Annotated in this window: 14 protein-coding genes and 1 tRNA gene; 9 read left to right on the forward strand and 6 right to left on the reverse strand. The window is 34.6% G+C overall.

Annotated features, from left to right (window positions below):
- Positions 1 to 212: 212 nt before the first annotated feature.
- From DLK05_RS15515 to DLK05_RS15535, 5 genes are all read left to right on the forward strand, one after another.
- A tRNA-Lys gene (locus DLK05_RS15515) sits at positions 213 to 285 on the forward strand.
- 200 nt (positions 286 to 485) lie between these two features.
- The gene (locus tag DLK05_RS15520; RefSeq protein WP_127344925.1) at positions 486 to 1,052 is read left to right on the forward strand and encodes an RNA polymerase sigma factor; all 567 of its coding nucleotides are present in this window, start codon (positions 486 to 488) and stop codon (positions 1,050 to 1,052) included.
- Between the two features lie 114 nt (positions 1,053 to 1,166).
- Positions 1,167 to 1,700: a hypothetical protein gene (locus DLK05_RS15525; RefSeq protein WP_127344926.1), complete on the forward strand. Its 534-nt coding sequence runs from the start codon at positions 1,167 to 1,169 to the stop codon at positions 1,698 to 1,700.
- Positions 1,701 to 1,780: 80 nt separating this feature from the next.
- Complete coding sequence (locus DLK05_RS15530) at positions 1,781 to 2,842, forward strand: hypothetical protein (RefSeq protein ID WP_148114111.1); 1,062 nt, start codon at positions 1,781 to 1,783, stop codon at positions 2,840 to 2,842.
- A gap of 180 nt (positions 2,843 to 3,022) precedes the next feature.
- Positions 3,023 to 4,795 (forward strand): aminopeptidase P family protein, encoded by a 1,773-nt coding sequence (locus tag DLK05_RS15535; protein ID WP_127344928.1) that lies wholly within the window; start codon positions 3,023 to 3,025, stop codon positions 4,793 to 4,795.
- Between the two features lie 79 nt (positions 4,796 to 4,874).
- On the opposite strand, the gene DLK05_RS15540 is transcribed toward DLK05_RS15535, so the two are convergent.
- The 5 genes from DLK05_RS15540 to DLK05_RS15560 all read right to left on the reverse strand — a co-directional run bounded on the left by DLK05_RS15540 (position 4,875) and on the right by DLK05_RS15560 (position 8,628).
- Complete coding sequence (locus tag DLK05_RS15540) at positions 4,875 to 5,015, reverse strand: transposase (protein WP_369073579.1); 141 nt, start codon at positions 5,013 to 5,015, stop codon at positions 4,875 to 4,877.
- Positions 5,016 to 5,404: 389 nt separating this feature from the next.
- Positions 5,405 to 5,815: a secondary thiamine-phosphate synthase enzyme YjbQ gene (locus DLK05_RS15545; RefSeq protein WP_127344929.1), complete on the reverse strand. Its 411-nt coding sequence runs from the start codon at positions 5,813 to 5,815 to the stop codon at positions 5,405 to 5,407.
- A gap of 152 nt (positions 5,816 to 5,967) precedes the next feature.
- Positions 5,968 to 6,408 carry a hypothetical protein gene (locus DLK05_RS15550; protein WP_127344930.1) on the reverse strand — a complete coding sequence of 147 codons (441 nt, stop codon included), beginning with the start codon at positions 6,406 to 6,408 and terminating at the stop codon, positions 5,968 to 5,970.
- Between the two features lie 473 nt (positions 6,409 to 6,881).
- Complete coding sequence (locus tag DLK05_RS15555) at positions 6,882 to 7,307, reverse strand: arsenate reductase/protein-tyrosine-phosphatase family protein (RefSeq protein WP_127344931.1); 426 nt, start codon at positions 7,305 to 7,307, stop codon at positions 6,882 to 6,884.
- A gap of 76 nt (positions 7,308 to 7,383) precedes the next feature.
- Positions 7,384 to 8,628 carry a dipeptidase gene (locus DLK05_RS15560; RefSeq protein WP_127344932.1) on the reverse strand — a complete coding sequence of 415 codons (1,245 nt, stop codon included), beginning with the start codon at positions 8,626 to 8,628 and terminating at the stop codon, positions 7,384 to 7,386.
- A gap of 181 nt (positions 8,629 to 8,809) precedes the next feature.
- Between DLK05_RS15560 and DLK05_RS15565 the strand changes: the two genes are divergently transcribed.
- From DLK05_RS15565 to rocD, 4 genes are all read left to right on the forward strand, one after another.
- Complete coding sequence (locus tag DLK05_RS15565) at positions 8,810 to 11,221, forward strand: TonB-dependent receptor (RefSeq protein WP_127344933.1); 2,412 nt, start codon at positions 8,810 to 8,812, stop codon at positions 11,219 to 11,221.
- Between the two features lie 59 nt (positions 11,222 to 11,280).
- A complete protein-coding gene (locus DLK05_RS15570) occupies positions 11,281 to 13,332 on the forward strand; it encodes a BatA domain-containing protein (RefSeq protein WP_127344934.1) in 2,052 nt (683 codons plus the stop codon).
- 95 nt (positions 13,333 to 13,427) lie between these two features.
- Entirely contained in the window at positions 13,428 to 14,948 is a 1,521-nt protein-coding gene (locus DLK05_RS15575) for an ATP-binding response regulator (protein WP_127344935.1), read from the forward strand.
- 220 nt (positions 14,949 to 15,168) lie between these two features.
- Positions 15,169 to 16,398: an ornithine--oxo-acid transaminase gene (gene rocD / locus DLK05_RS15580; protein WP_317126943.1), complete on the forward strand. Its 1,230-nt coding sequence runs from the start codon at positions 15,169 to 15,171 to the stop codon at positions 16,396 to 16,398.
- Between the two features lie 406 nt (positions 16,399 to 16,804).
- Here the strand turns inward: rocD and DLK05_RS15585 are convergent.
- Positions 16,805 to 24,722, reverse strand: a 7,918-nt coding sequence (locus tag DLK05_RS15585) for a hemoblobin-interacting domain-containing protein (RefSeq protein WP_127344936.1), incomplete at its 5' end; no start/stop codon positions are given.

Raw genomic sequence — 24,722 nt, forward strand, 5'->3', positions numbered from 1 at the left:
AAAACAAGTTCTATCCAATTTGGATATGATTTGAGAGAATAAATTTAAATTTGTCATGAGAGAAAGTTTTTTTTGTTGTGCAACTCAAAGATAATTTGAGATACTTAAATTCTTTCTCTCTTTTTAATCGTTTAGGACGCTATTGATTGACTTACTAAGAATACATCTCTTTTGTTTTTTTAGATTTAAAATTTTAGTAATTTAGAACGACTGATTCCTTAGCTCAGCTGGCAGAGCACAACACTTTTAATGTTGGGGTCCTGGGTTCGAACCCCAGAGGGATCACAAAAACCACCGAATTCGGTTCGGTGGTTTTTTATAAACACTAACGAAAATTACTTTTTACATACTGAATCCTAATTAATATTTTGGAAATGAATAAAGTAGCCATATCTTCATTAACCTTAAAGGAAATTTTGTTGTTATTGCTCCAAAGCCATGCAACACTCTGTTAGCATGTTCGTCATTAAAATAGAAATAGATTAATGAGCCCCTTGTATCACAACATTCATCATAAGCTAATTGAGCAATGTAGAAAAAACGATTCTATTGCTCAGTTTAAAATTTACGAGTTATACTACAAAGCGATGTATAACACATCCCTACGGATTATAAAAGATCCTCATGAGGCCGAAGATATTATGCAGGAGGCATTCTTAGCAGCTTTCAAAAATATCCGTAAATACAAAGGTAAAGTTAGCTTTGGAGCTTGGTTGAAAAGAATTGTTATCAACCGTTCATTGGATTACTTAAAAAAGAAAAAACTAGAACTATTCCCGCTGAACGAGGAATTATACAAATTATCCAATGATAATGAGCAATATGATATTGAAGATACAAAGGAACAAATCGAAGTATTAAAAAATGGAATAAATCTGCTATCAACAGGTTATAGAATAACTTTGAATTTATATTTAATCGAAGGTTACGATCATGAAGAAATTGCAAAGATCTTAGGAATTAGTGCTTCTACTTCCAGATCTCAATATCTGAGAGCTAAGAAAAAATTAATTCAGATTTTACAAGAAAAGAAAAACAAAAAATTACTATGAACCAATCTCTCACTATTATTGCAACTGCCTTTTATAAATATTTACTAATTGGCGAAACTAATAAATATGATAGTATAGAGCACATACGACAATGAGTATTTGAATTATTTACGTATGAATGATTTAGAAAAAATTATTAGGGAACATCAGGGTACATTCGATGATTTTGAACCATCTGAAAGTCATTTTGAGAATTTTAAACAAAAATTGATTTGCAAGAAGAATAGAAGATTACCTAACTTTTTAAAGGTGGCTGTAATTATTACTTTTGTGTTGCTCTCTGGACTTACCGGATATCAAATTCGAAAGATTCAGACTCATGAAATTGGGTTAGGAAATGTATCCCCTGAGTATCGAGAAGTTGAGCTTTTCTATACATCGAATATCAACAGCCAGATAAACATGATCAGAAAACTGGGGGATTTTAGTAATATCGCGCAGCAACAAATACTTTCAGAAGAACTGAATGATATGGATATGCGTTATTCTCAATTAAAAAAGGAATTGCAACTTCATCCTGATGATGACAGAATTATTGAAGCAATGATTGAATATTATCAAGTTAAAACCAGTGTTTTAAATAAAATTATAGAACAATTATATCAAATTAGAAAACAAACTAAATCAAATTTAAATGTATCTGTATAGTGAGTTAGATTTACTTTCAATTGTAATCTTAACTCACATTTATTTACGAAAAATAAGAATTACCAAAAATATAGACCATGATGAAAATACTTAAATTTAATCTTGCAGCCTTTCTATTAATCTTTCTTCTTAGCATTTCTGGTACAAGTTATGCTATGGATGACTATGAAAAAGAAATTAAGGAAATTTATACTTCTACAATCGGAACTGAATTAAATATAAGCAACAAATATGGTGATATTGCTATTAAAAACTGGGAGAAAGATTCGGTTTCTGTTCAAGTTATTATTACAATAGAAACCACAAGTGAAGAAAAAGCTAAATTTCTTTTTAGTAATATAGATATTAACATTAACAAATCCGGCAATATTATTACTGCGAAAACAAAAATTTCACCAAAATTTAAAACTGGAAAAAAATTTCAAATCGATTATGAAGTTTTTATGCCAGAATATGTACATCTGGACATAACCAATAAATTTGGCAACATTTACATTAAGACAATTCGTGAAAAGGCAAATATAAATCTTAGCTATGGGAATTTGCATGGGGAAAAGTTTCTTTATCCCGAAGAAAAACCAGTAAGTGAAATTAAACTATCCTATGCAAAGGCAACCATAGAAGAATGCAACCGTACCAAATTAACCTTAAAATATTCTAAAATGAATATTGGACAAAGTAATACCCTAGTAGTTTTAAGTCGTTATTCTAAACTTCATCTAGATAACAATGAAACTCTAATCGCCGATTCCAAATACGATGCTTTTAGTATTGTTAATACTAACACATTTATTGTGAATATGGGCCAATATTCTGATTTTAAGGTGGAAAATGTAAATAATGACCTGGAATTAAACCTTCGCTATGGAAATTGCCTTATTGATCATGTATCTAAGAACTTCAAATCTATAAAGGTAGATAATCAGTATGTTGCCAGCAAAATATTAATTGAAGACGGAGCCTCCTATTCGCTTGAAGCTGAAACTAAATATTGTGGAATTAGTTACCCTGAAAATGCACAGGTAATTGAAAAAATTGTAAATAATTCTGAAACCTCACTTAAAGTCTTGGTTGGAAGCAATAATGAATCAGAAAGTAAAGTGAGAATTCATAGCCAATACGGTAATGTGAGTTTAAAATAGCAATACCCAACCTTTATAAATCCCATTCTTGCACTTGCAGATGGGATTTTTTTATGCATAATAAAAAGGCAATAACAAAAATGATATAGGCGCTGAAGATGAATTTTTTCATATTCAAAACTATCTCTTTGCCCTATATTTATTGTATTTTTATGCTTTCAATAATAACAAATCCAAAACATGACTGTTTCTGAAAAAATAAGCGCTTTGCGTAATTTAATGCAAAAAAAAGGCATTAATGCATACATTATTACCAGTTCTGATCCGCATATGAGTGAATATGTTCCGTCGAGATGGATCTCCAGAGAGTGGATATCAGGATTTACCGGATCTGCTGGAACTGTTGTTGTCACGAATGAAAAAGCAGGTTTGTGGACAGATTCCAGGTATTTTATTCAAGCAGAAAATCAACTAGCTGGTTCTGGCATTGATTTATTCAAAATGGGCACTTCTAATACACCTACCTCCTTTGAATGGCTTTCAAAAGAACTTGAAGTAGATGCAAAAGTTGGCTTTGATGGCACTTGCTTCTCTGTAGCTCAAACCAGAGATTTAAAACAAAGTCTAGGGAATCTAGGTGTTCATATTATTTATGAATTTGATTTAATAGATGAAATCTGGTTAGATCGTTCACCTCTACCTGAAAAAGCAATTTTTGATCAGAATATTAAATTTGCAGGAAAATCAAGAGGTGAAAAACTCACTGAATTGCGCAAAATCATGAAAGCCAATGAATGTAACTATCATTTTGTTGGCAGTCTGGATGATATCGCCTGGATCTTTAATATCAGGGGACTTGATGTTGCCTATAATCCTTTAGCTCTTTCGTATGCAATAATTGGAACAGAATCAGCCAAACTTTATTTAAACATTGATCAATTATCCTCTGACTTTATTAAAGATCTGGAGAAGGATAATATTTTCATTTCTAATTATCAACAAATATTCAATGATTTAAATAAATTACCCGGTTCGGTAAATGTGCTTTTAGATGTTTCGAGAACCAATCTAATGGCATTTAATTCTATAACGGCGAATATCATTGAAAATGAAAATCCTTCACAACTTTTAAAAAGTATCAAAAATGATGTAGAAATTGAAGGGATAAAGAATGCCATGAAGAAAGATGGTATAGCTCTCACTCAATTCTTTTTTTGGTTGGAACAGAATCTGGGCAAAGAAGAAATGACCGAGCTAAGTCTGATGAATAAAGTTTATGATTTTAGAGCCAAACAAGATGCTTTTAAAGATGAAAGTTTTGGAACTATATGCGGATATAAGAAACATGGTGCAGAACCTCATTATTCAACCACACAGGAATCTAATGTTACTATTAAAAAAGAAGGTATTCTTCTAATTGACTCTGGAGGACAATATATTGATGGAACCACGGATATCACTAGAACAATTCCATTAGGAGAGCTCGATAAAGAAGCAAAAATAGATTATACATTAGTATTGAAAGGTATGATGCAACTTGCGATGGCAAAATTTCCTTTAGGAACGAGGGGATGTAATATTGACGCACTTGCAAGGATGGATTTATGGAAACATGGTCGCAATTACGGCCACGGAACCGGCCATGGTGTAGGTTGTTTTTTGAATGTGCATGAAGGTCCTCAAAGTATTCGTCAAGAGTTAAAAGAGCAGGCAATTCTTCCAGGAATGGTTACTTCAGATGAACCAGCTTTGTATCGACCAGGGAAATACGGAATCAGACACGAGAACCTAATTTTGTGCAAAAAAAGTGAATCTACTCCATTTGGTGATTTTCTGGAATTCGAAACAATTACCCTTTGTTATTTCGACACCAAAGGAATAATTGTAGAAATGCTAACATCAGAAGAAAAAAACTGGCTAAATACTTATCACAAAAAAGTATTTGATAGCTTGTCTCCAGAATTGGACGAAAAGCATAAAAACTGGTTGAAAGAAAAAACAAACTCTATATAATAAAAGCCCCGATGGGGCTTTTACTTTTGTATTCAGACCAATAAGAATGGATCAAACCGAATTACTGGGGATTAAAATTTCAGACATAAATATTAGCTAATCTGAATAAAAAGAAAGGAATATCTCTCACACCTCTGAGCGTAGCTCTAAAGGCTTTTATTTTGGCGTTAAAAGATTCAGCAGAAGCATTGCTTGTTCGGTTTTCAAAATAATTCAGGATGCACTGAGAATATGATCATGATTGGAATTCGTGATTCAGCTGTCTGCCACCAATTAAAACTATACATCTAAAACAATCCTCGCACAAAGAAAAGAGATCTCAAAATGCGTGGAGTTGTTTCTGCACAAGGAAAAGGGATCTCAAAATGCTTGGAGCTGTTTCTGCACAAGGAAGGAGTAGTAAGAATTCCTTTAAAGTTGCTGATTACAGTAAATCTGAAGGTAACAAAAAGCGAACTAGGCTTTCATAGTGTGTGGTGTCGGTCATATCTTAATTAAATAAGACAGTAAAGATAAAGCCTTTATTATTCTCCCCAAATTTTCGGCTTGATCCAGAAGAATATTAAAACCCAATGCAATATTATCATACAGTGAAACTTTCCTGCGAAATCAAGAATAAATCGTCACTATAATTTTTCTCCTACTACCTCTATTGCGAAATTCACATAGATAAATTCCCTGCCACATCCCTAAATTAATTTTATAATTTGTTATTGGGATTGTAAGCTCAGATCCTAATAAAGATGATTTAATGTGAGCTGGCATGTCGTCCAAACCTTCTAATACATGTGTGTAATATTCTTCATTTTCCGGAATTAAATGATTTAGGACTTCCTCAAAATCATCCCTTACCGAAGGATCTGCATTTTCATTTATGCTAAGTGCTGCCGAAGTATGTTGTATGAAAAAATGAATCAAGCCTGTTTTGGGTAATTCTGGCAGATACTCTGCAAGTACTGAATCAATTACATGATATCCTCTTGGGTAGGCGGGCAATTGAATTTCTAATTGTTGGATCATATTTAACACTTTTTAAGTAGAAAAGATAATTGAAAATAAAAAGTTCCCGTCATGAATTCTATTCCTAAAATTATTACGAATTGAAATTCAATAATGGGAACGAGTTTATTTTGTGGGATAAATCTATTTATAAAATAACCACATATAAAATTCTAATGTCGAATCCGAGCATTCACTTTGATGTCTTCCTTTTCGAATACTTGTTTCACACAAGCAATCATCTGTTTTTCTGATAGCTGATCCTCTGACTCAATTTTTCGTATTCTGTTTTTCAAATTAACATCTTTACTTAAGTGTTTTGCCAGATGCACTTTGGTTTCAGCTGGACCAAAAAGATATACTTCATCTACATCAGTCAAACACTCTGTTATATTCTCAAAATAATTTTTGAATTGATGACGCCGCCGATGTGTTACCCTCTTTGCTGGATTAATATACTGATTTCCCATTCGTGAATAGGCTTTTGTTTCACCCTTAAAGCGAACTCGTGTTTCCACATCTGAACTAACTTTTTCCACTTGGCTTTTCCCATTTTCAAGAGTGATAATGTAGGCTTTTTCGGTATCTAACCATACTCCAACGTTTTTTTTCATTTTCGTCTCCCTTTAATTGAATAGATTTTTAATTAATTAGAACTGATTTACTAATAAATGGTAGGTTTGTGAGAGTTATATTTTGCACAATTAAAAATTAATAAACAGCTTAATTTGGGGGCATTTGGTTAGTCATACAATTTTAATTAACAGATATTTACCTTTTTTAGTCTATACTAAAATTACAAATTATTAGTGCACTTGTCAAGTATAAAAGCAAGTAATACTATCTATTCATATTAAAATAAATCAAACACTTACACCAGATGAAATTGTATTGTTATTTACATATTAACAAAATACTCCAACATCAGAGCTTAAGTCTAAACCAACACTATTTTCTATAAACAAAGGCGACAAAACAAAACGGGATTCAAATATTGAATCCCGTAGAATAAATAATAATAGTAATTTAAATTTTTGCTACTGACAAATAATTAGCCACAACTACTTATCAATATAATCAATTAAATTTACGATATAATTTGAAATTTTTCCTGAACGAATGCAAAACACAGATCTTCGATAACGTTACAAACAGCATTATACGCTTGCAAACGCACAAGCTCCTCTCCTTCAACTTCCGAAGGATCGGGAGTATCAAATGATACAATCTCTGGAGTTCCAGAAAACTTAGGTAATTCGTCAACTATACTTTTATCAAAGCAAATTACAAAATCGAATTTATCCTCTTCTAATTCCGAAAATAACTTAGCTTTATAATCTGGAATATCCATAACTGCTTCCGTCATTGCTTTTTGTGCCAACAATTGGATGTTGCCCTTTTCTAAACCACCACTCCATACCTTTAAATGATTTTTTCCATAGTATTTAAACCATTTCTCAGCCATTTGTGAACGAGCTTCATTTTTCCGACTTATCACCAGTAGTTTCTTCACTTTCTACAATTTTATAATTCAATGGATAAAGGTATAAAATGACCAGAAATAAAAACTTGTTGCAAAACACCCAATTTTACAGGTCTTTCTTTTCAGTAACATATTTTTCAACCTGAGAAAATACCCGCATAAAATTACCTCCCCAAATTTTTACAATATCTTCTTCAGAATAATTCCTTCTCAATAATTCCATTGTTATGTTCTTCATTTGACTTGCATCCTCACAATCCTTTAATCCTCCTCCACCGTCAAAATCGGTTCCAATTCCCACATGATCAATTCCAATTAATTTTACCATATGATCGATATGATCTATTGCGTCAGCAACTGTTGGTTTCTCTTTCGGATAATCCAATTGCAATTGCCTCCATTCTGCCCATAGTTTTACTTCTTCTTCTTTTGATATTTGGGCTGCTTTTCGATACCTATTTCTTAATTCTTTCTCCTTGTGGTAACGAAGTGTTGTTGTATCCGGAGCTTTCACGTAGTCATCTAAAATACACATCTGAACTACTCCACCATTCTTAGCCAATGCTAACAACATATCATCCGATAAATTTCTTGGATTATCACAAATGGCGCGTGAACAGGAATGAGAGGCAATAACTGGAGTTTTTGTAATATTTAAAACGTCATAAAATGAGCTGTCTGAAATGTGTGAAACATCAACCAATATTCCCAGTCGATTCATTTCCCGAACAACCTGTTCACCAAAACTACTTAATCCGTTAAATTCTGCACCTTTCTCATCCGTGGATGAATCGCAAATATCATTATTTGAAGTATGACACAATGTTATATAGCGCACACCCTTATTATAAAATGCTTCAACCTCTGATAAATCTTTTCCCAGAGGAAATCCATTTTCCATTCCAATATAAATTGCACGCTTACCCAATTTTTCAATACGATATCCATCTTCAACAGAAATCGCAATTTCAGCAAGATTTTCATATCGTTTACAGGCTGCATAAGTAGAATCAATCAATTCATTTGCTTTTGAACGGGCAGCTAGAATATTTTCTGATGTACGCTGACGCTGAGATGTAAAAGCCGCGAAAAATATACCATCTAAACCTCCGGCTTTCATTCTTGGAAAATCAACTCTGCTTCTTCCATTTTCAAATTTATGATAGACTCCAATATCAAATGATGAATCTAATAGATGATAAGGAGTATCTACATGAGTATCAATTGTGAAAGCATGATTGTGAATTTTTATTGCTTTTTCTTCCAATGATTGTTTTTTACACGAGTAAACAGAGATTAAAATCAGAGTTAAACAGAAAAGAAATACGACGTAACCTTTTAATTTATACATAGATTAGAGAATTAGGTTATTAAGACTATAAAGATAAAAGAGGAAACTCGAAAATTACTAAAATGACGATAAATTTAAATTTTATGCAAAGCTTTTTATATACTAGGAATTGCTTCGTATATTGGGTTCATCATAGAAATACAAACTCACTAAGCCTTAAATTAAAAGCATACTCTCTATTATGATTCAAGCATATTGCCGTATTGTTATTCTCCTCTCCCTTTGCTTTCCATTGCTTGCGTCAGCCCAACAAACAACAACGCTTCATGGAAAGATAAGAAGCACAAGTGATGAAGTAATTTCAGGAGCACATATAAAAATTAATAAGCAATCCGAAATTAGTATTAGCGACATAAATGGTAATTATAGTTTAAGTGTACCTATCGACAAAACCTTTACACTCGTTATTACTCATGTTAGTTATAAACCATTCTCTAAAGATCTAAACATCTCGAAAGAAGACCTGACAAGTTATAATCCAATACTTGAGCCTAAAAGTGAAAGGCTTCGTGAAATAACTGTCAACTCAAAAGAATTAATTAGGCAAAAAAATATTGCAATTGATACAAAACAACTCGATCAAGTTCCGGTTAGTAGTAATGGTACAGTAGAACAGATTATTAAAACACTTCCTGGAGTCAGTTCTAATAATGAATTGAGTTCTCAATATTCAGTTCGAGGTGGAAATTTCGATGAAAACCTGGTTTATATTGATGGTGTGGAAATTCACAGACCAACTTTAGTTCGTTCAGGCCAACAGGAAGGATTAAGTATTATTAATTCGGATCTGGTATCTTCTGTTCAATTTTCATCTGGAGGTTTCGATGCCAAATACGGAGATAAACTTTCCTCTGTATTGGATGTAAAATATAAAAAGCCATCTGAATTTGCGGGAAGCGTTAATGCCAGTCTACTTGGAGGCTCCGCTCACCTCGAGAACATCAGTAAAAATCGAAAATTATCGTATTTAACAGGTTTTCGATACAAATCAAATCGCTATTTGCTTAATTCATTAGATACAAAAGGAAATTACCAGCCAGTATACACAGATTTTCAAACTTTAATAAACTATCAATTAAACCAGAAAATTAGCATTCATTTTTGGGGTAGTATCAGTAAGAATCAATATAATTTTCAGCCAGAAAATCGCACAACTTCCTTTGGCACCATAAGCGATGCATTGCAGCTAAAGGTATTTTTCGAAGGTGAAGAGAAAGATGAATATCATACCGATATTGAAGCTATAACTTTAAAATATCGACCTAACTTAAACTCTATCATTCGTTTTACAGCAAGTAGGAATAATACAAAAGAGGTAGAGAATTTTGATATATTGGGACAATATTTCCTAAGCGATTTATTCATTTCACAGGGAGGCAGGACTAATGAAAGCATTCAAAATTTGGGAATTGGTACTTTTATCGATCATGCACGAAATAAATTAAAAAAGGAAGAATTTGAGCTCAAATTTAGAGGTGATCACCAAATTGGCAAATTATTTTTACAATGGGGCATTAAGGGAAAAAGTGAGCAGGTAAATGATCGTATAAATGAATGGCAATATCAGGATTCTGCGGGCTATGCTATTCCTTATTCAAAATCTAAGGTTGAGCTCTCGTATACCCGAAATGCAAATAACCATGTTGATAGTAAACACCTATCATCATTCACACAGGCAAGTTGGATATTCAACAACCGTAAGGCTCAATATCAAGTTACTGTAGGATTGAGGTATCATTACTGGGATTACAACCAAATGAATTTCTTATCTCCTCGTGCATCCATTTATTTTATTCCCGATTGGAGAAATAAGGTTAAATTCCGAATATCAGCTGGATTATATCAACAAGTTCCTTCCTATAGGGAGATGTTGAAAATTGATGGAAAAATCAGTGATAAAATACAATTTCAAAAATCAGTTCATTACGTTTTAGGTCAGGAATATATTTTCAAAGCATGGAATAGACCTTTTAAATTCACCTCTGAATTATATTACAAAGATTTGCGATCCATCACACCCTATGATATTGAAAATTTGAGAATTCGTTATTATGGCGATTTAAAATCGAAAGGTTATGCCGCGGGTTTAGATCTAAGAATAAATGGAGAATTTGTGCCGGGAACAGAATCTTGGGCAAGTCTTTCTCTGATGAGAACCCAAGAAAATATTCCAGGAGATAATAAGGGATATATTCCCCGACCGACTGATGAAAGAATTAATTTCACAATGTTCTTTCAAGATTACTTACCCAATAATCCAAGCTATAAAATGCATTTAAGTCTGGTATATGGAGGGAAATTACCAGTTTGGAGCCCTAAAACAGGTAAAAATGGTGATAATTTCAGAATGCCAAATTATCGCCGTATAGATCTGGGATTTTCAAAAATATTAATCGGAGAAAATCAAAAATCAAGATCAACCATATTACGGAAGGTTAAATCTATGTGGCTTAGTTTAGAAATATTTAATGTTCTGGATATAAATAATACAGTTTCTTATTTATGGATTAAAGATATTTCAGGAAATCAGTATGCAATTCCAAACTATCTTACGTCGCGTAAATTAAATTTGAAGCTAAGTGCTAAATTCTAGAAAACAGAACACACAAAAGGTATTTTATCTATTTTCGTTTACTGATTAAAACACAACTCATGTCATTCCATTTTTTGCATCCCAACTTTTTATGGGTATTAATAGCTTTGCTTATTCCTATAATCATACACTTATTTAATTTTAAGCGATTCGAAAAAGTTTATTTCAGCAATCTAAAATTTTTAAAGCAACTAAATACCGAACACAAACGAAAATCAAAAATCAAAAAATGGTTAATACTTCTATTACGCCTACTTGCTCTAGCTGCACTTATTATCGCTTTTGCTCAACCGTACCTCACTAATACCCACAGAGCTGAATTAAATCCTTTCGATCAGAATCCAATTTGCATCTACATAGATAATTCGTTTAGTATGAATGCTGAAACAGAAAAAGGGATTGCCTTGGAAGTTGCTAAAAACTTAGCTATTACTTTAATTAATTCTATGCCCTATAATACTGCTTTTAAGGTTTACACGCAGGATATTTCTCATTTATCAGAGTCTTTTCAGAAAAATCAGGCAATTGAGAGAATACAAGCGATTCAAACTTCTCCAAGATCAGTCAAATTGTCTAAATATTTACAAAAACTTCAATTGGATCAAGCTAAAAATACCAAGTACTATATCTTTTCAGACTTTCAAAAAAGCCAGTCCGATTTTGAAAATATACAATTAGACAGTACTCTATCTGTTAATTTGATTCCGATTAAAGTAGAATCAACTCAGAATTTATTTCTGGACAGTTGCTGGCTCGATAAACCGAACCTTAATATCAATGAGCAACAATCCCTTAATGTGAAAATCGAAAATAATTCAAATCAGGATTATAGCAAGATTCCAATTCAATTAAGTATTAATAATAACATCAAATCGACTACGAACTTTGAGATACAGCCTCATTCAAATCAAGTGGTTAAACTACACTTCTTGCCTCGCGCTATTGGAAATTATTCTGCTAAGGTAGAAATCAAAGATTTCCCTATCACCTTCGATAATACGCTATACTTTTCCTATTCTATTAAGACTAAAACCAAAATTCTCGCTATTAATGGTGTAGAACCAAATCAATATATTAGTAAACTTTTTCACTCATCGAAGCATTTCACCTTGCAAAATATTGAGTCCTCAAAAACATTTAGTCTTAATTTGGATGATTACCAACTCATAATTCTGAATGAATTAGAGAGTATTGAGAGTGTAGTTCAGCAACAGTTAAATAATTATTTATTAAAGGGAGGCAATGTTCTGATTCTTCCTGCCATAAAAATGAGTGCGTCCATTAATCAATTTCTCAAAAAGATTTCGGCACTGCAATTTGATGAAATTAAAATAAGCAAACAGCGATTGTCAGATATTGAATTTAAATCTGAGATATATAAAGATGTATTCGAAGAAATCACTGATAATGCTAGGTTTCCTGATATTTACAAATACTATACATTTAAACCATCGACAAATAATCTGGTCGAGGTGATCTGGAAAACCGCAGGTAGCGAAACCTTATTCTCAAGGGTTAATTACGGCAAAGGCTCATTATACCAAATGAGTATGAATTTAAATAACGGTTGGACTAATTTGGTAACACATCCCATTTTGATACCCACTCTTATCAATATAGCTCGTAGTGGTAATAGAAGCCCCTTATACTATACATTGGGGAAAAATTCATCAATCCACATCAACCAAAAGAACCAAAATATTGATGATACGCCTCTACATATTATTAATAGATCCTTAAAAACAGATATAATTCCTGAGCAAATCAATCACTTTGATAATGGCTTTATTCTTCATCCCAGAAATCAAATCAAATTTGCAGGAAATTATAATATCACTAAAAATGATAGCGTTTTGTATCCATGTTCATTCAATTATTCCCGTCAAGAATCAAGTCTTAACTTTTATAATTCGGAGCAGTTAGAAACTAAAATTTCAAGATCAGAAAATAAATTATCAATTATTTCTGTGGATAAAATGAAACAATCTGAATCTTTTCACGAAAAAGAAGAGGTGGATGAATATTGGGTATACTTCCTGTTTCTTGGTCTCCTTTTATATTTAGCAGAAAGTGTAGTTCAAAAGATAGAATCACAATCCACCACTAAGTAACCATAAGCTAATTACTACGTAATACATATAAACTTACTAATCTATCTTTTACTTTTCCACTAATTAACATACACAACTAATCCAGCACACACAAAATGAAACTAGATACAGCTACTAATTTAAAACAATTAGAAAAAATCCAGAGCATCGCTGGAATTGGATATTGGATTTACATCTATGATGAGAAAAATATGTGGTGGTCTGATGTATGTTTTAAAATTTTAGGCTATCAAATTCAAGAATTTACACCGTCACGCAAATTGCTTTTCAAACATATTCATCCTGAAGACTTGGAATTCTTCGAAGAGTCACTACACCAAATGAAAAGCCAAGCCATTGAAATTGAATTTAGATTCTATAAAAATGGTGAATTGAGACTGGGACGAATTACTGGTGAAGTTGATAATAACGACAATAGTCAACTGAGAGAAGAAGTTCTTTTTCAAGATATTACGGATATAAAAATTAAAGAATTTGAGATTGCAAAAGCCTGGAATAAAGCACTTGAAGCAGAAAATCTAAAAAATTCATTTTTAGCAAATATGAGTCATGAGTTACGAACTCCTTTAAATTCAATTATTGGTTTCTCTGAACTTTTAGAAACAGATAACTTGAATGGTTGCGTTCCTAAATATGCAAGACAAATTAAGAGTTCTGGCTTGCATTTACTCAAAATCATCGAGAATCTATTAAAAGTATCAATGCTTGAAAGTAGAACTGCAAAGCCAGTTAAACGAAACTTTAATATAAATAAATTGCTCTCAGACATTCAGTCTAACTGTTTGATTAACATGAAAAATATGAAGAAAGAGCACTTAAAACTCAATTTCTCATGCGATTTAGAAGATTCTTTGGCAATAATCAAATCAGACCAAATAAAAATTAGGAGTATACTGCAAAATATACTGCACAACTCAATAAAATTTACCGAAGCCGGTAGTATTACCTGTTCGTACAAAATACTCAATCATACTATTCAATTTTCGATTACAGATACGGGACCAGGAATACCTAATGCCTTTAAAAACAAGATTTTTCAGCGATTTAGACAGGTTGAAGAAAATTACAATAAAAATTTTAGCGGCACCGGATTAGGATTGTATATTTCTCGTTTAGAAATTGAACTATTGAGTGGCAAAATCTGGATGGTATCTGAAAGTGACGTCGGCACTACAATTAACTTCAGTATCCCTAATGTTATTAGAGTCAATTCTCAGGATGACGTTAATCCTACACCGGAAATATATAATTGGGAGAATTACACGGTTGTTATAGCCGAAGATCAATTGACAAATTACAAAATACTCGAAGCATACTTACAAAGAACTAATATTAATATTATCTGGGCTCAAACAGGATCAGATGTTGTGAAAGCCTGTATGAATCATGCAGAAATAAATTTAGTTCTCATGGATATTAATTTACCGCACATCAATGGATTAGAGGCTGCAAAAAGAATTAAAGAGAAGCGACCTAACCTAACGATAATTGCGCAAACAGCGTATGCGCTTGAAGGTGACAAGGAAAAATCTCTTACCGCTGGCTGTTCTGAACATCTAGCTAAACCATTTCACAAGAGTGATCTTTTGCTGGCCATGTCTAAATATTTGCCCTAATTTATTGGGATAGCAAATAAGTTCATCTTAATTTTTTAATCATAAGGAAATTAAAAATCAACCAAAGGCCTTATGATAAAACTCAGCTTTTATTTTAGTTGAAAATATTTTATCCTTTTTTTCATCAAACCCATTGATTATTCAAAAAATATTCGCAAAATTGGCATACAGAATTTCAAGGAAAAAATCCTGAATTATAAATCATTTAAATATTCTAGTTATGACAAGTACTGCGACAATGACTGCAAAGGATTACATGGCTAAGGAAGCTAATTTTGGAGCTCATAATTATCATCCACTTCCAGTAGTGTTGGAAAAAGGAGAAGGTGTATATGTATGGGATACCGACGGAAAAAGATATTTCGATTTCCTTTCGGCATATTCTGCTGTAAATCAAGGACACTGTCATCCAAAGATTGTAAAAGCATTAGTAGATCAAGCACAAAATTTAACGCTTACTTCACGTGCATTTTATAGCAACAACCTAGGTAAATACGAGGAATATGTAACCAAGTATTTTGGCTACGATAAAGTATTACCAATGAATACTGGTGCAGAAGCTGATGAAACTGCACTTAAATTGGTTCGCCGTTGGGGATACGATGTAAAAGGTATTCCTGAGAACGAAGCAAAAATCATTGTATGTGACGGAAACTTCCACGGTCGTACCATCACAATTATTTCCATGTCAACAGATCCAGATTCTTATAAAGGATTCGGACCTTATACTCCTGGTTTTGTAACAATTCCATATAACGATACAGAAGCATTGGCTAAAGAGTTGCAAGATCCTAATGTTTGTGCTTTCCTTGTTGAACCTATTCAAGGTGAAGCTGGCGTTTACGTCCCAGAAGATGGATTTTTGAAGAAAGCATATGATTTGTGTAAAGCAAAGAATGTATTGTTTGTAGCTGATGAAGTTCAAACAGGTATTGCCAGAACAGGAAAATTACTTGCTGTTGATCATGAAGGTGTGCGTCCTGATGTATTAATTTTAGGAAAAGCTATTTCTGGTGGAGTAGTTCCAGTTTCCGCAGTACTTGCTGATGATGAGATCATGCTTTGCATTAAGCCAGGCGAACACGGTTCTACTTTTGGTGGAAATCCATTAGCATGTGCTGTTGCCATGGCTGCTCTTGATGTAATTAAGGATGAAAAACTTGCCGAAAATGCTGAAGCTATGGGTAAAATTTTCCGTTCTGAACTACAAGCTGTTAAATCTGACATGATTGAATTGGTTCGCGGAAAAGGATTGCTAAATGCTATCGTTATTAAACCTAAAAATGGTAAGACTGCCTGGGATGTTTGCCTAAAATTAAGAGACAATGGTCTTCTTGCAAAACCTACTCACAATCATATCATTCGATTTGCTCCTCCATTGACAATCAACGAGGCACAACTAAGAGAGTCTATTGATATTATCAAAAAAACCTTGGCTGAATTTGAATAAGCCAATACTCAATAATAAAAAAGAGCTTTCCAAAAACTGGAAAGCTCTTTTTTTATTCTATCTAAATTTCATTACGAGCTTGCGACAGCATTTCCCCACATCGGGGATGGTTGATACGAGCTCGCGACAACATTTCCCCACCCCGGGTATTCCCAATACGAGCTCGCGACAAGCTTTCCCCGCCAAAGGAATTTGCTCCTGCAACTTGCAGCAAGGAATTCCTTGTCAGGTATTTGTTCCTGCAGCCTGCAGCAAACTTTATCTAAAGAGGGAATTTGTACCTGCAAGCTGCTTCTTGTTTTCCCGATTAGCGAATCTTTTAATACACGAATGCATTGACCTCGAATCATTTTGATATTTAAAAGTTTTGCATACTTCAACAAATAAAGTCGCTGCACACCTATCATCATTGAATAATCAATTTTGCTTTAATTACCTTATCAGGATACTGGATAGTTAAGAAATAAAGACCGCCAGGTAATCCTTTTAAATCAAATTCTATTCTACTATCCGAAAAGCTTCTCTGAATATTTCTCGTAGCAACTACTTTACCCGATTGATCGAAAATCCGAAGCAATCCATCCTGATTTACCGAAGCAACTTCTATGAAGAATTCACCCCTGCTAGGATTTGGATAAACAGCTATTCCACGCTTCTCTATAAAATCATCAATACCGGTAGTAATAAATATTTGTTGAGCTTTTTCACTATCAGGACATGCTTCATTGGAGGCTGTAAGTGTAACAATATATCCACTACCGTTAGAATTATCCAGTACAAAGGAATGACTTGGTTCAAATTCACTACTAATAATACCATCACCAAAATCCCAAACAATGGAAGTTGCATTTGTACTTAAATTTGTGAATTGCACTTCATTATAATCAATATCAAAAGTAAAATCCGCAATTGGCGCTTCCATCGAGCTAACTGTTACTGCATTGGAATATTGAGTTGTGAATCCGGACTTGGAAACAACAGCACGATATTTTTCATTTTTCACAATTACATCTGTCACATATAATTCTGAATTTTCTCCGATAATATCTTCGTAAACATCATCTAATTCATTGTATTTTTGCCACTGAACCTCACCATCAAATCCGATAAGTACAATATTTGATTTCGAGCCATAGCAAACTAATTCCGGATTTGCATTTGCCTGCCCTGCCCTATTAGTTTTAGGTTCAGGAATTGTAAATGTTTTCGATTGTTTGGAGATTAATCCTGTTCCTTCGAACTCGAGTTTAGCTCCTTCAATTTCCATTTCACTTGTTGCTGTTAAATCGATAAATTTCACCTCTCCATCTTCCGACATCTGTGTTAAAGTACCATCTAGTGTCCATACCCCGACATCCCCACGTTTCACAGCAACCGGAGTTCCATTATCGGTATCGCAGTTGTTGCGATATTGATCCTGCAAGATTAGCTGAGGTTGCCGTATCAATACATCTCCATTTGTAACTGGCGCAGATGGTTCTTTGGTAATCACCATATATTTTGGTTTTCCATGAAGAATTGGCTGTTCGAATCGTACAGTATCGTATTTGCCGGAATAAATGTACATAGAGTCTACGCCGTACTTTTGGAGAATAGAAGTAACACTTGGATCAAAAGTAATTTTTCCAGGTTCGGAGAGATCATAATTCCCTTCTAAACTTCTAATTCCATACTTAATATCGTAAATCAACGAACGCCAGGTTTTATTATCTGTAAAGGTCACAAAAAAGCTATCGTCTACCGTAGCATCAGAAGCTGGAGTTATCTCAGGCGGAACGGGAATCACAATATTAAAGCTATCTGATACTACCTTTGGTAAACTATCTGAAGTAAACAATAATCTTACTCCTTCAACGTAATTTTCACTAGTAGCAGTAAGATTGGTGAATTTTACTAAACCTGCTGAAGCGGTTATAGATTTTAATCCACCCAAATCCCACAAGTCTGCCACATCATTTTCCGAATTATCGGAATATTTTGAAACACTTATTACAGTTAAATTATCAGTTTCACAATTATTTTCATACTGATCTTTCAGTTGCAATCCTGGTTGTTGAACAAGTGTGTCTCCATTTATCTCAGGCCCTATTGGCTGATCCACAACTACCATTTCGGTAGCTACTCCATGGCCAATTTCCTGCTCAACTGAAGCATCTGCATAAGCATTTGCAATTACAACGATTGTGTCGGTTCGTGCAATTTGTAAAAGAGAGTCTCTCTCCGGATAAAAGGTAATACTCCCCGCTTCAACCAAATAGGAGGTATCAGCAAGAGTTTCTCCCGCAAAAGTAATGGCTGAAATAGAATCTCTCCAACTAGCATTATCACTTGACTGTATTGTGAATTGATTATCCACAGTTACATCTGTAGCTGCTGTCAATTCGATTACAGGAATAGGAATGCTAAAAAGATTCGAAATAACAGAATCTCTATCAAAATAAAATTGCAAATAAGCTGAATCAATAGCAATTTCACTTGTTGCTACCAAATCCGTAAAGGAAACTTTCCCATCGATTGCCTTTAATTGCAGTGTCCCCGTCAGTTCCCAAGATTTATTATCCTGTTTTTCAACAGAAACCTGGCTAAGTTGATCTGATATACAATCATTCAAATATTGATCGACGAGCTTTAAGTCCGGCTGCTGAGCCAAAGTTTCACCATTATTTTCAGGTCCGATTGGCTGTGTTAATACAATCAAACTATCTGCAATACCATGCTGAATATCCTGCTGAATGGTATCATGAGCGTAACCACGCGATTCTACAATAATCTGAAAACTTCCGCTTTTTTGAAGGAATTTACTTGCCGATGGAATCAACTCCAATTCACCTGCCTGGCTATAATTGTAACTCTCGGCAAGCAATAAACTATCGTTCACCGTAATTCGGTTGATACGATTTCTCCAAACAGAATCCTCTGTAAAGGTAATTTTAAAGGAATTATCCACGCTTGCATCAACTGCTGCTGTTAATGCAGGAGGTGTTGATACATCTGGTATATCAAAAGAATCTGAAATTACTGAATCGATATCAGTAGAGCTAAAATTAATTTCAGCACCTGTTATTGGTCCGGTTGAATAAGCAGACAAATCAGTAAAAGTTACCAAACCATTTTCTGCCACTAATTCTAAAGTACCGTTTATATTCCACTCGCCAATATCGTTCTTCGATGCTATTACAGATTTATCATTCTCTGTTGTACAAATATTATCGTATTGATCTAAGAATCTTAAAGCTGGTTGTTGGGCCAATAAATCACCATTAGATACAGGTGAAGTTGGTTGTTGAGTTATTTCCATTCTGGCAACAACTCCGTGACCTACTTCCTGGCTAAAACTTGCATTACGATAGCCTTTTGCATATACAATAACTTCAAAAGTACCTGCTTTCTGGAGTAAGGTATCTTGTGCAATATGAAATACAATATTATCCGTTTCTATATCATACGAATTTGAGGATAGAACATCTCCTTGATAGGTTATTGAGGTAATACTTGAACCCCACGTAGAATCCATATCAAAATAATTAATAGAGAAATCTGCATCGACTGTAACATTGAAGGCCGGACTCAAATTAGGTGGATTTTTTAAATCAGGAATATCAAAAGTATCTGAATTGACAGTCGTGATTCCAATACCTGAAAAACTTAGGAAGGCACCCGTTACTGCATTTTCACTTGACGCCGTAAGATCTCGGTAATTGATCACTCCCGAACTTACTGCCTGGCTTACACTTCCACCAAGCGTCCACGTACCAGCATCCCCTTTTGATACTGTTACCTGATAAGTATTCTCAGTATTACAGGCATTTCCATACTGATCGTTGACAGAAATCTTTGGCTGAAGATCCAATTCTCCACCATTAATTAAAGGAGCAGTAGGTTGCGTTTCAATAAATAAAGTATCGGGTACTCCGTGCTTTATTTCCTGATTAACACTTGCATTTTCAAATCCGCGGGAATAAACCAATATTTCTTTGGTTGCCACGACTTGCATTTCTGAATCCTTTGAAGGATCAAACACAATTTTTCCAGACTGACTCTTATCATAGGATGTCGCGCTTAATAAGGTTCCACCATATGAAATAGAATCTATTTTACCTTGCCAATTTGCATTATCAGAAAATGTAACGTCAAATAAAGAATCCACAGTTGCTGTGGTAGATGCAATTAGTGAAGGAGCAATAAGAGGGGCTGGAATAAAGAAAGAATTAGACTCCTGGCTTGTTAGTCCTGTACCAGAAAATGTAATTGTTGCGTCAGATACCATACCTAGACTTCTGGCAGTAAGATCGGTATATTCTGCAACACCATTTGTTACCACTAGAGAATTACTTCCTTCTAAAAACCAGGTCCCTCCTGTTGCATTTGCTTCAATGGTGACTGAATTATCAGTCGTACAATCATTTAGATATTGATCCTGCAATTTTACAATTGGCTGTGTCTGAAGCAGGTCACCATTAGCATCTGGTCCCATAGGTTGGGTATTGATAACAATACTTTTTGCTGCTCCATGAGTAATTTGTTGCTGTACAGAATCCTTTAAAAATGATGTAGATGTTATATATATATAGTTATTCGCTGCAGTTTGAAGAGCAGTAGATTGCGAAGGTTTTAAAATTATTTTACCAGCTATGCTAGCATCATATGCAGCTGTTCCTAAAACTTCTGTTCCATATTTTATCTCCGTAATATTTGTTCGCCAATCAATGTTATCTGTAAAAGTTAATTCAAAATCGGAATCAACATTTGCATTAGCAGCCGAAGTTAAGACAGGTGCAGCCGAAAGATCAGGAATATCAAAAGTATTTGAATTAACTGTAGTTAAACCATTAGCTGAAAAACTAATAAAGGCACCGGTTACTGCGGCTTGACTAGAAGCTGTCAAATCCGTATAACTAGCAGATCCATTAGTCACTTGCAAGGTGCTTATTCCCCCTAGTGTCCAATTATTTGTATCTCCTTTTGCTGCGATTATTTCTATCATATTTTCACTTGTACAATCATTCGCATATTGGTCACGTAAAGTAATAGCCGGTTGATTGGCCAGTAATCCTCCATTTTCTACCGGAGCAGATGGTTGAAGAACAATCGCCATCACAGATGCAGCACCATGCTTAATTTCCTGAGATACACTTGCATTACTATATCCAAGAGAGTATACTACTATATCCTTTGTACCTGATTTTTGCAGATCAGTATCCTGGGCTGGGTCGAATATTAATTTCCCCGATTGTGTATCATCAATAGCCGCAGATGAAATTAAATTTCCACCATAGGTTATTGAATCGATAGCCAATTGCCAGGAAGAATTTGGTGTAAAAGTTATTTCAAAACTACCATCTACTGTGGCATTACTCGAAGCCAATAATTGTGGCGACGCATCAAGTGCCGGAATAGTAAAAGCATTTGACACCTTATCTGTTAATAACGGACTAGAAAATGTAATGGTTGCAGTTGTAATTTCCGCATCGCTACGCGCAGTTAAATCCGTATAATTAATAACTCCTGCTGAGGAGCTTAGTTGTCTTGTTCCCTCCAAGGTCCAACTACCACCAGAAGCTGTGGCAGTGATTTCTGTAACATTATCCGTTGTACATATATTTGCATACTGATCGTGTAATTGAATTACCGGTTGAGTGGCTAATAATGCTCCATTACTTGATGGTCCAACAGGTTGAGTGGCAATCACAAATTCTGTTAAATTTCCATGTCCAATTTGTTGCGATACAACAGCATTGGAATATCCACTGGAAACAATCGTTAAATCTTGTGTTCCGGCAGCTTGTAATATTGCTGATTGGGAAGGTTTAAAGACAATTACTCCTACACTACCTGCATCATAAGCAGCAACAGGAAGTGCTGAACCTCCATATTGAATTTCACTTATATTACCTCTCCATGTACCATCATCTGTAAAACTAATCTGGAAATCGTTATCAACCGTTGCATTGGTAGCCGCGGTAATAGATGGTGTCCCATTGACAGATATATCAAAAGGATCAGAGTCTAAAGCAGTAAAACTTCCTGATGTAAATGTAAGATATGCACCAGTCACAGCCTCCGCACTAGAAGCAGATAAGTCTGTATAGGTAAAAACTCCTCCCACCACTGTTTGATTAGGAGAACCACCTAAAGTCCAACTACCGGCATCACCTTTAGATACTGATATTGTTGTTGCGTTATCAGTTGTACAGGCATTTCCATACTGATCCAGACTACTAATCTCTGGTTGAGAAGCCAACAATCCACCATTACTACTAGGTGCTGTTGGTTGTGTTACAATACTAATTGAAGCTGGGGATCCATGACCAATTGTCTGAGACAATACCTTATCATTAAAACCTGACGAAACGAAAACAAAATCTGCAGTTCCCGATGTCTGTAATTCAGTAGATTGTGACGGATCAAAAGTTATTTGATTAGTCACACTTGTATTGTATGCACCTGCATCAACGGTATTTCCATTATAAGTTATACTCGATATTTTGCTTTGCCACGATTGAGAATCTGTAAAAGTCACTATAAACGAAGCATCAACAGTAGCTCCACTTGCAGCAGTTAGATCCGGTGGAGAATTCAATCCCAAATTGAAAGTAGAAGAATTCACTCCAGTCAATCCGGATGAAGAGAAGGAGATAAACGCACCATTCACAACCTGAGTGCTAGATGCAGTCAAATCAGTAAAAGTCAGAATTCCTGATGCGACTGTTCCGCTTAAAGTCCCTTGCAAATCCCAGGAAGGAGGATCATTTTCTACTGCGGAGACTGTTATTGAGCTATTGCTCGTACAAATATTATTATATTGATCCTGAACACTAACCACAGGTTGTGTTTGAAATAGATCACCATTGCTTGCAGGTGCAACGGGTTGGGTATTCATTACTAATTTATTTGCAGCCCCATGTCCTAAGGTTTGAGAAACGATTGCATTATTATAACCATCAACAAAAATAACTATATCTGCTGTTTTTGCTATTTGTAGTACAGCATCTACCGAAGGATCAAAAGTAATCTTATTGCTTGTGGAATTCACACCATAAACACCAGTAGGAACAGTATTTCCATCAAAAGTTATGCTATTGATATTCGATTCCCAATCTACATTTTCAATATATGAGATTTCAAAAATTCCATCAACAGTTGCTCCCATAGCTGCAATAAGATCCGGAGCCACATTTAAGCCCAAATTGAAATTCGAAGATGTTACTCCCGTTAAACCAGTTGATGAAAAACTAATATTTGCACCAGTTATCTCCTCGTTGCTACTAGCATTAAGACCGAAGAATGTGATAGTTCCGGAATTGGCATTTTGATTTAAGGTTCCACCCAAAGTCCAATTTCCTGCATCTCCTTTAGCCGCAGTAACCTCCCTACTCCCATCAGATGTGCAAACATTATCGTATTGATCTAAAATTTCAATAACAGGCTGTGGATTTAGATCTCCTCCATTAGCAGAAGGAGCTCCAGGTTGAGTCGCTATTGCTAATTTATTAGCTACTCCATGTGCAATTGTCTGAGATATGGTAGCATCACTAAATCCATTTGCTGTAATAATTAAATTTGCAGTTCCGGCTGTTTGTAATGCAACAGATGAAGAAGGTGTAAACACAATTTCTCCAGAAGTTCCAGTTTCATATGCAAGTGCATCAACAGTAACACCATTATAAGTAATACCACTAATTTTAGATTGCCATCCATCAATATCCGTAAAGGTGATTGTAAAATCCCCATCAACATTTGCATTAATGTCTGCTGCTAAATTTGATGGCGGGCTGTTTAACCCTAAACTAAATGTAGATGAATTTGCACTTGTTAAACCAGTACTAGTAAATGAAAGGAATGCACCTGAGACAGTTTCGTTACTACTTGCTGTTAGGTTGGTATAAGAATGTGTCCCCGAACTTACACTAGCAGTTAAATCACCACCCAATGTCCAATTTCCAGCATCCCCTTTACCTACAGTTATCGATGTAGAATTATCCGAAGTACAATCATTATTATATTGATCCTGAAGCTTAATAACTGGCTGAGTACCCAAGAGTCCTCCATTTACAATTGGGGCAGTTGGCTGAGTTACCATCACAATCTGGGTAGCTGAACCATGACCTATACTTTGCGAAACAGAAGCGTCGCCATAACCTGTAGCTGAAATGGTTAAATCTGCTGTTCCTGCTGCTTGTAAGGCTGAATTTCCTCCTCCTGGTTTTAATGTTATGGTATTTGGTACAGTATTTAATGTATAATCTGTTGTTTCAGTCAGACTTGTTCCATTATAGGTTACCGTAGTTATTTTGGTTTCCCAATTTGTGTCTTCACTATAACCA

The organism is Ancylomarina longa, from assembly GCF_003996985.1.
Lineage (GTDB): Bacteria > Bacteroidota > Bacteroidia > Bacteroidales > Marinifilaceae > Ancylomarina_A > Ancylomarina_A longa.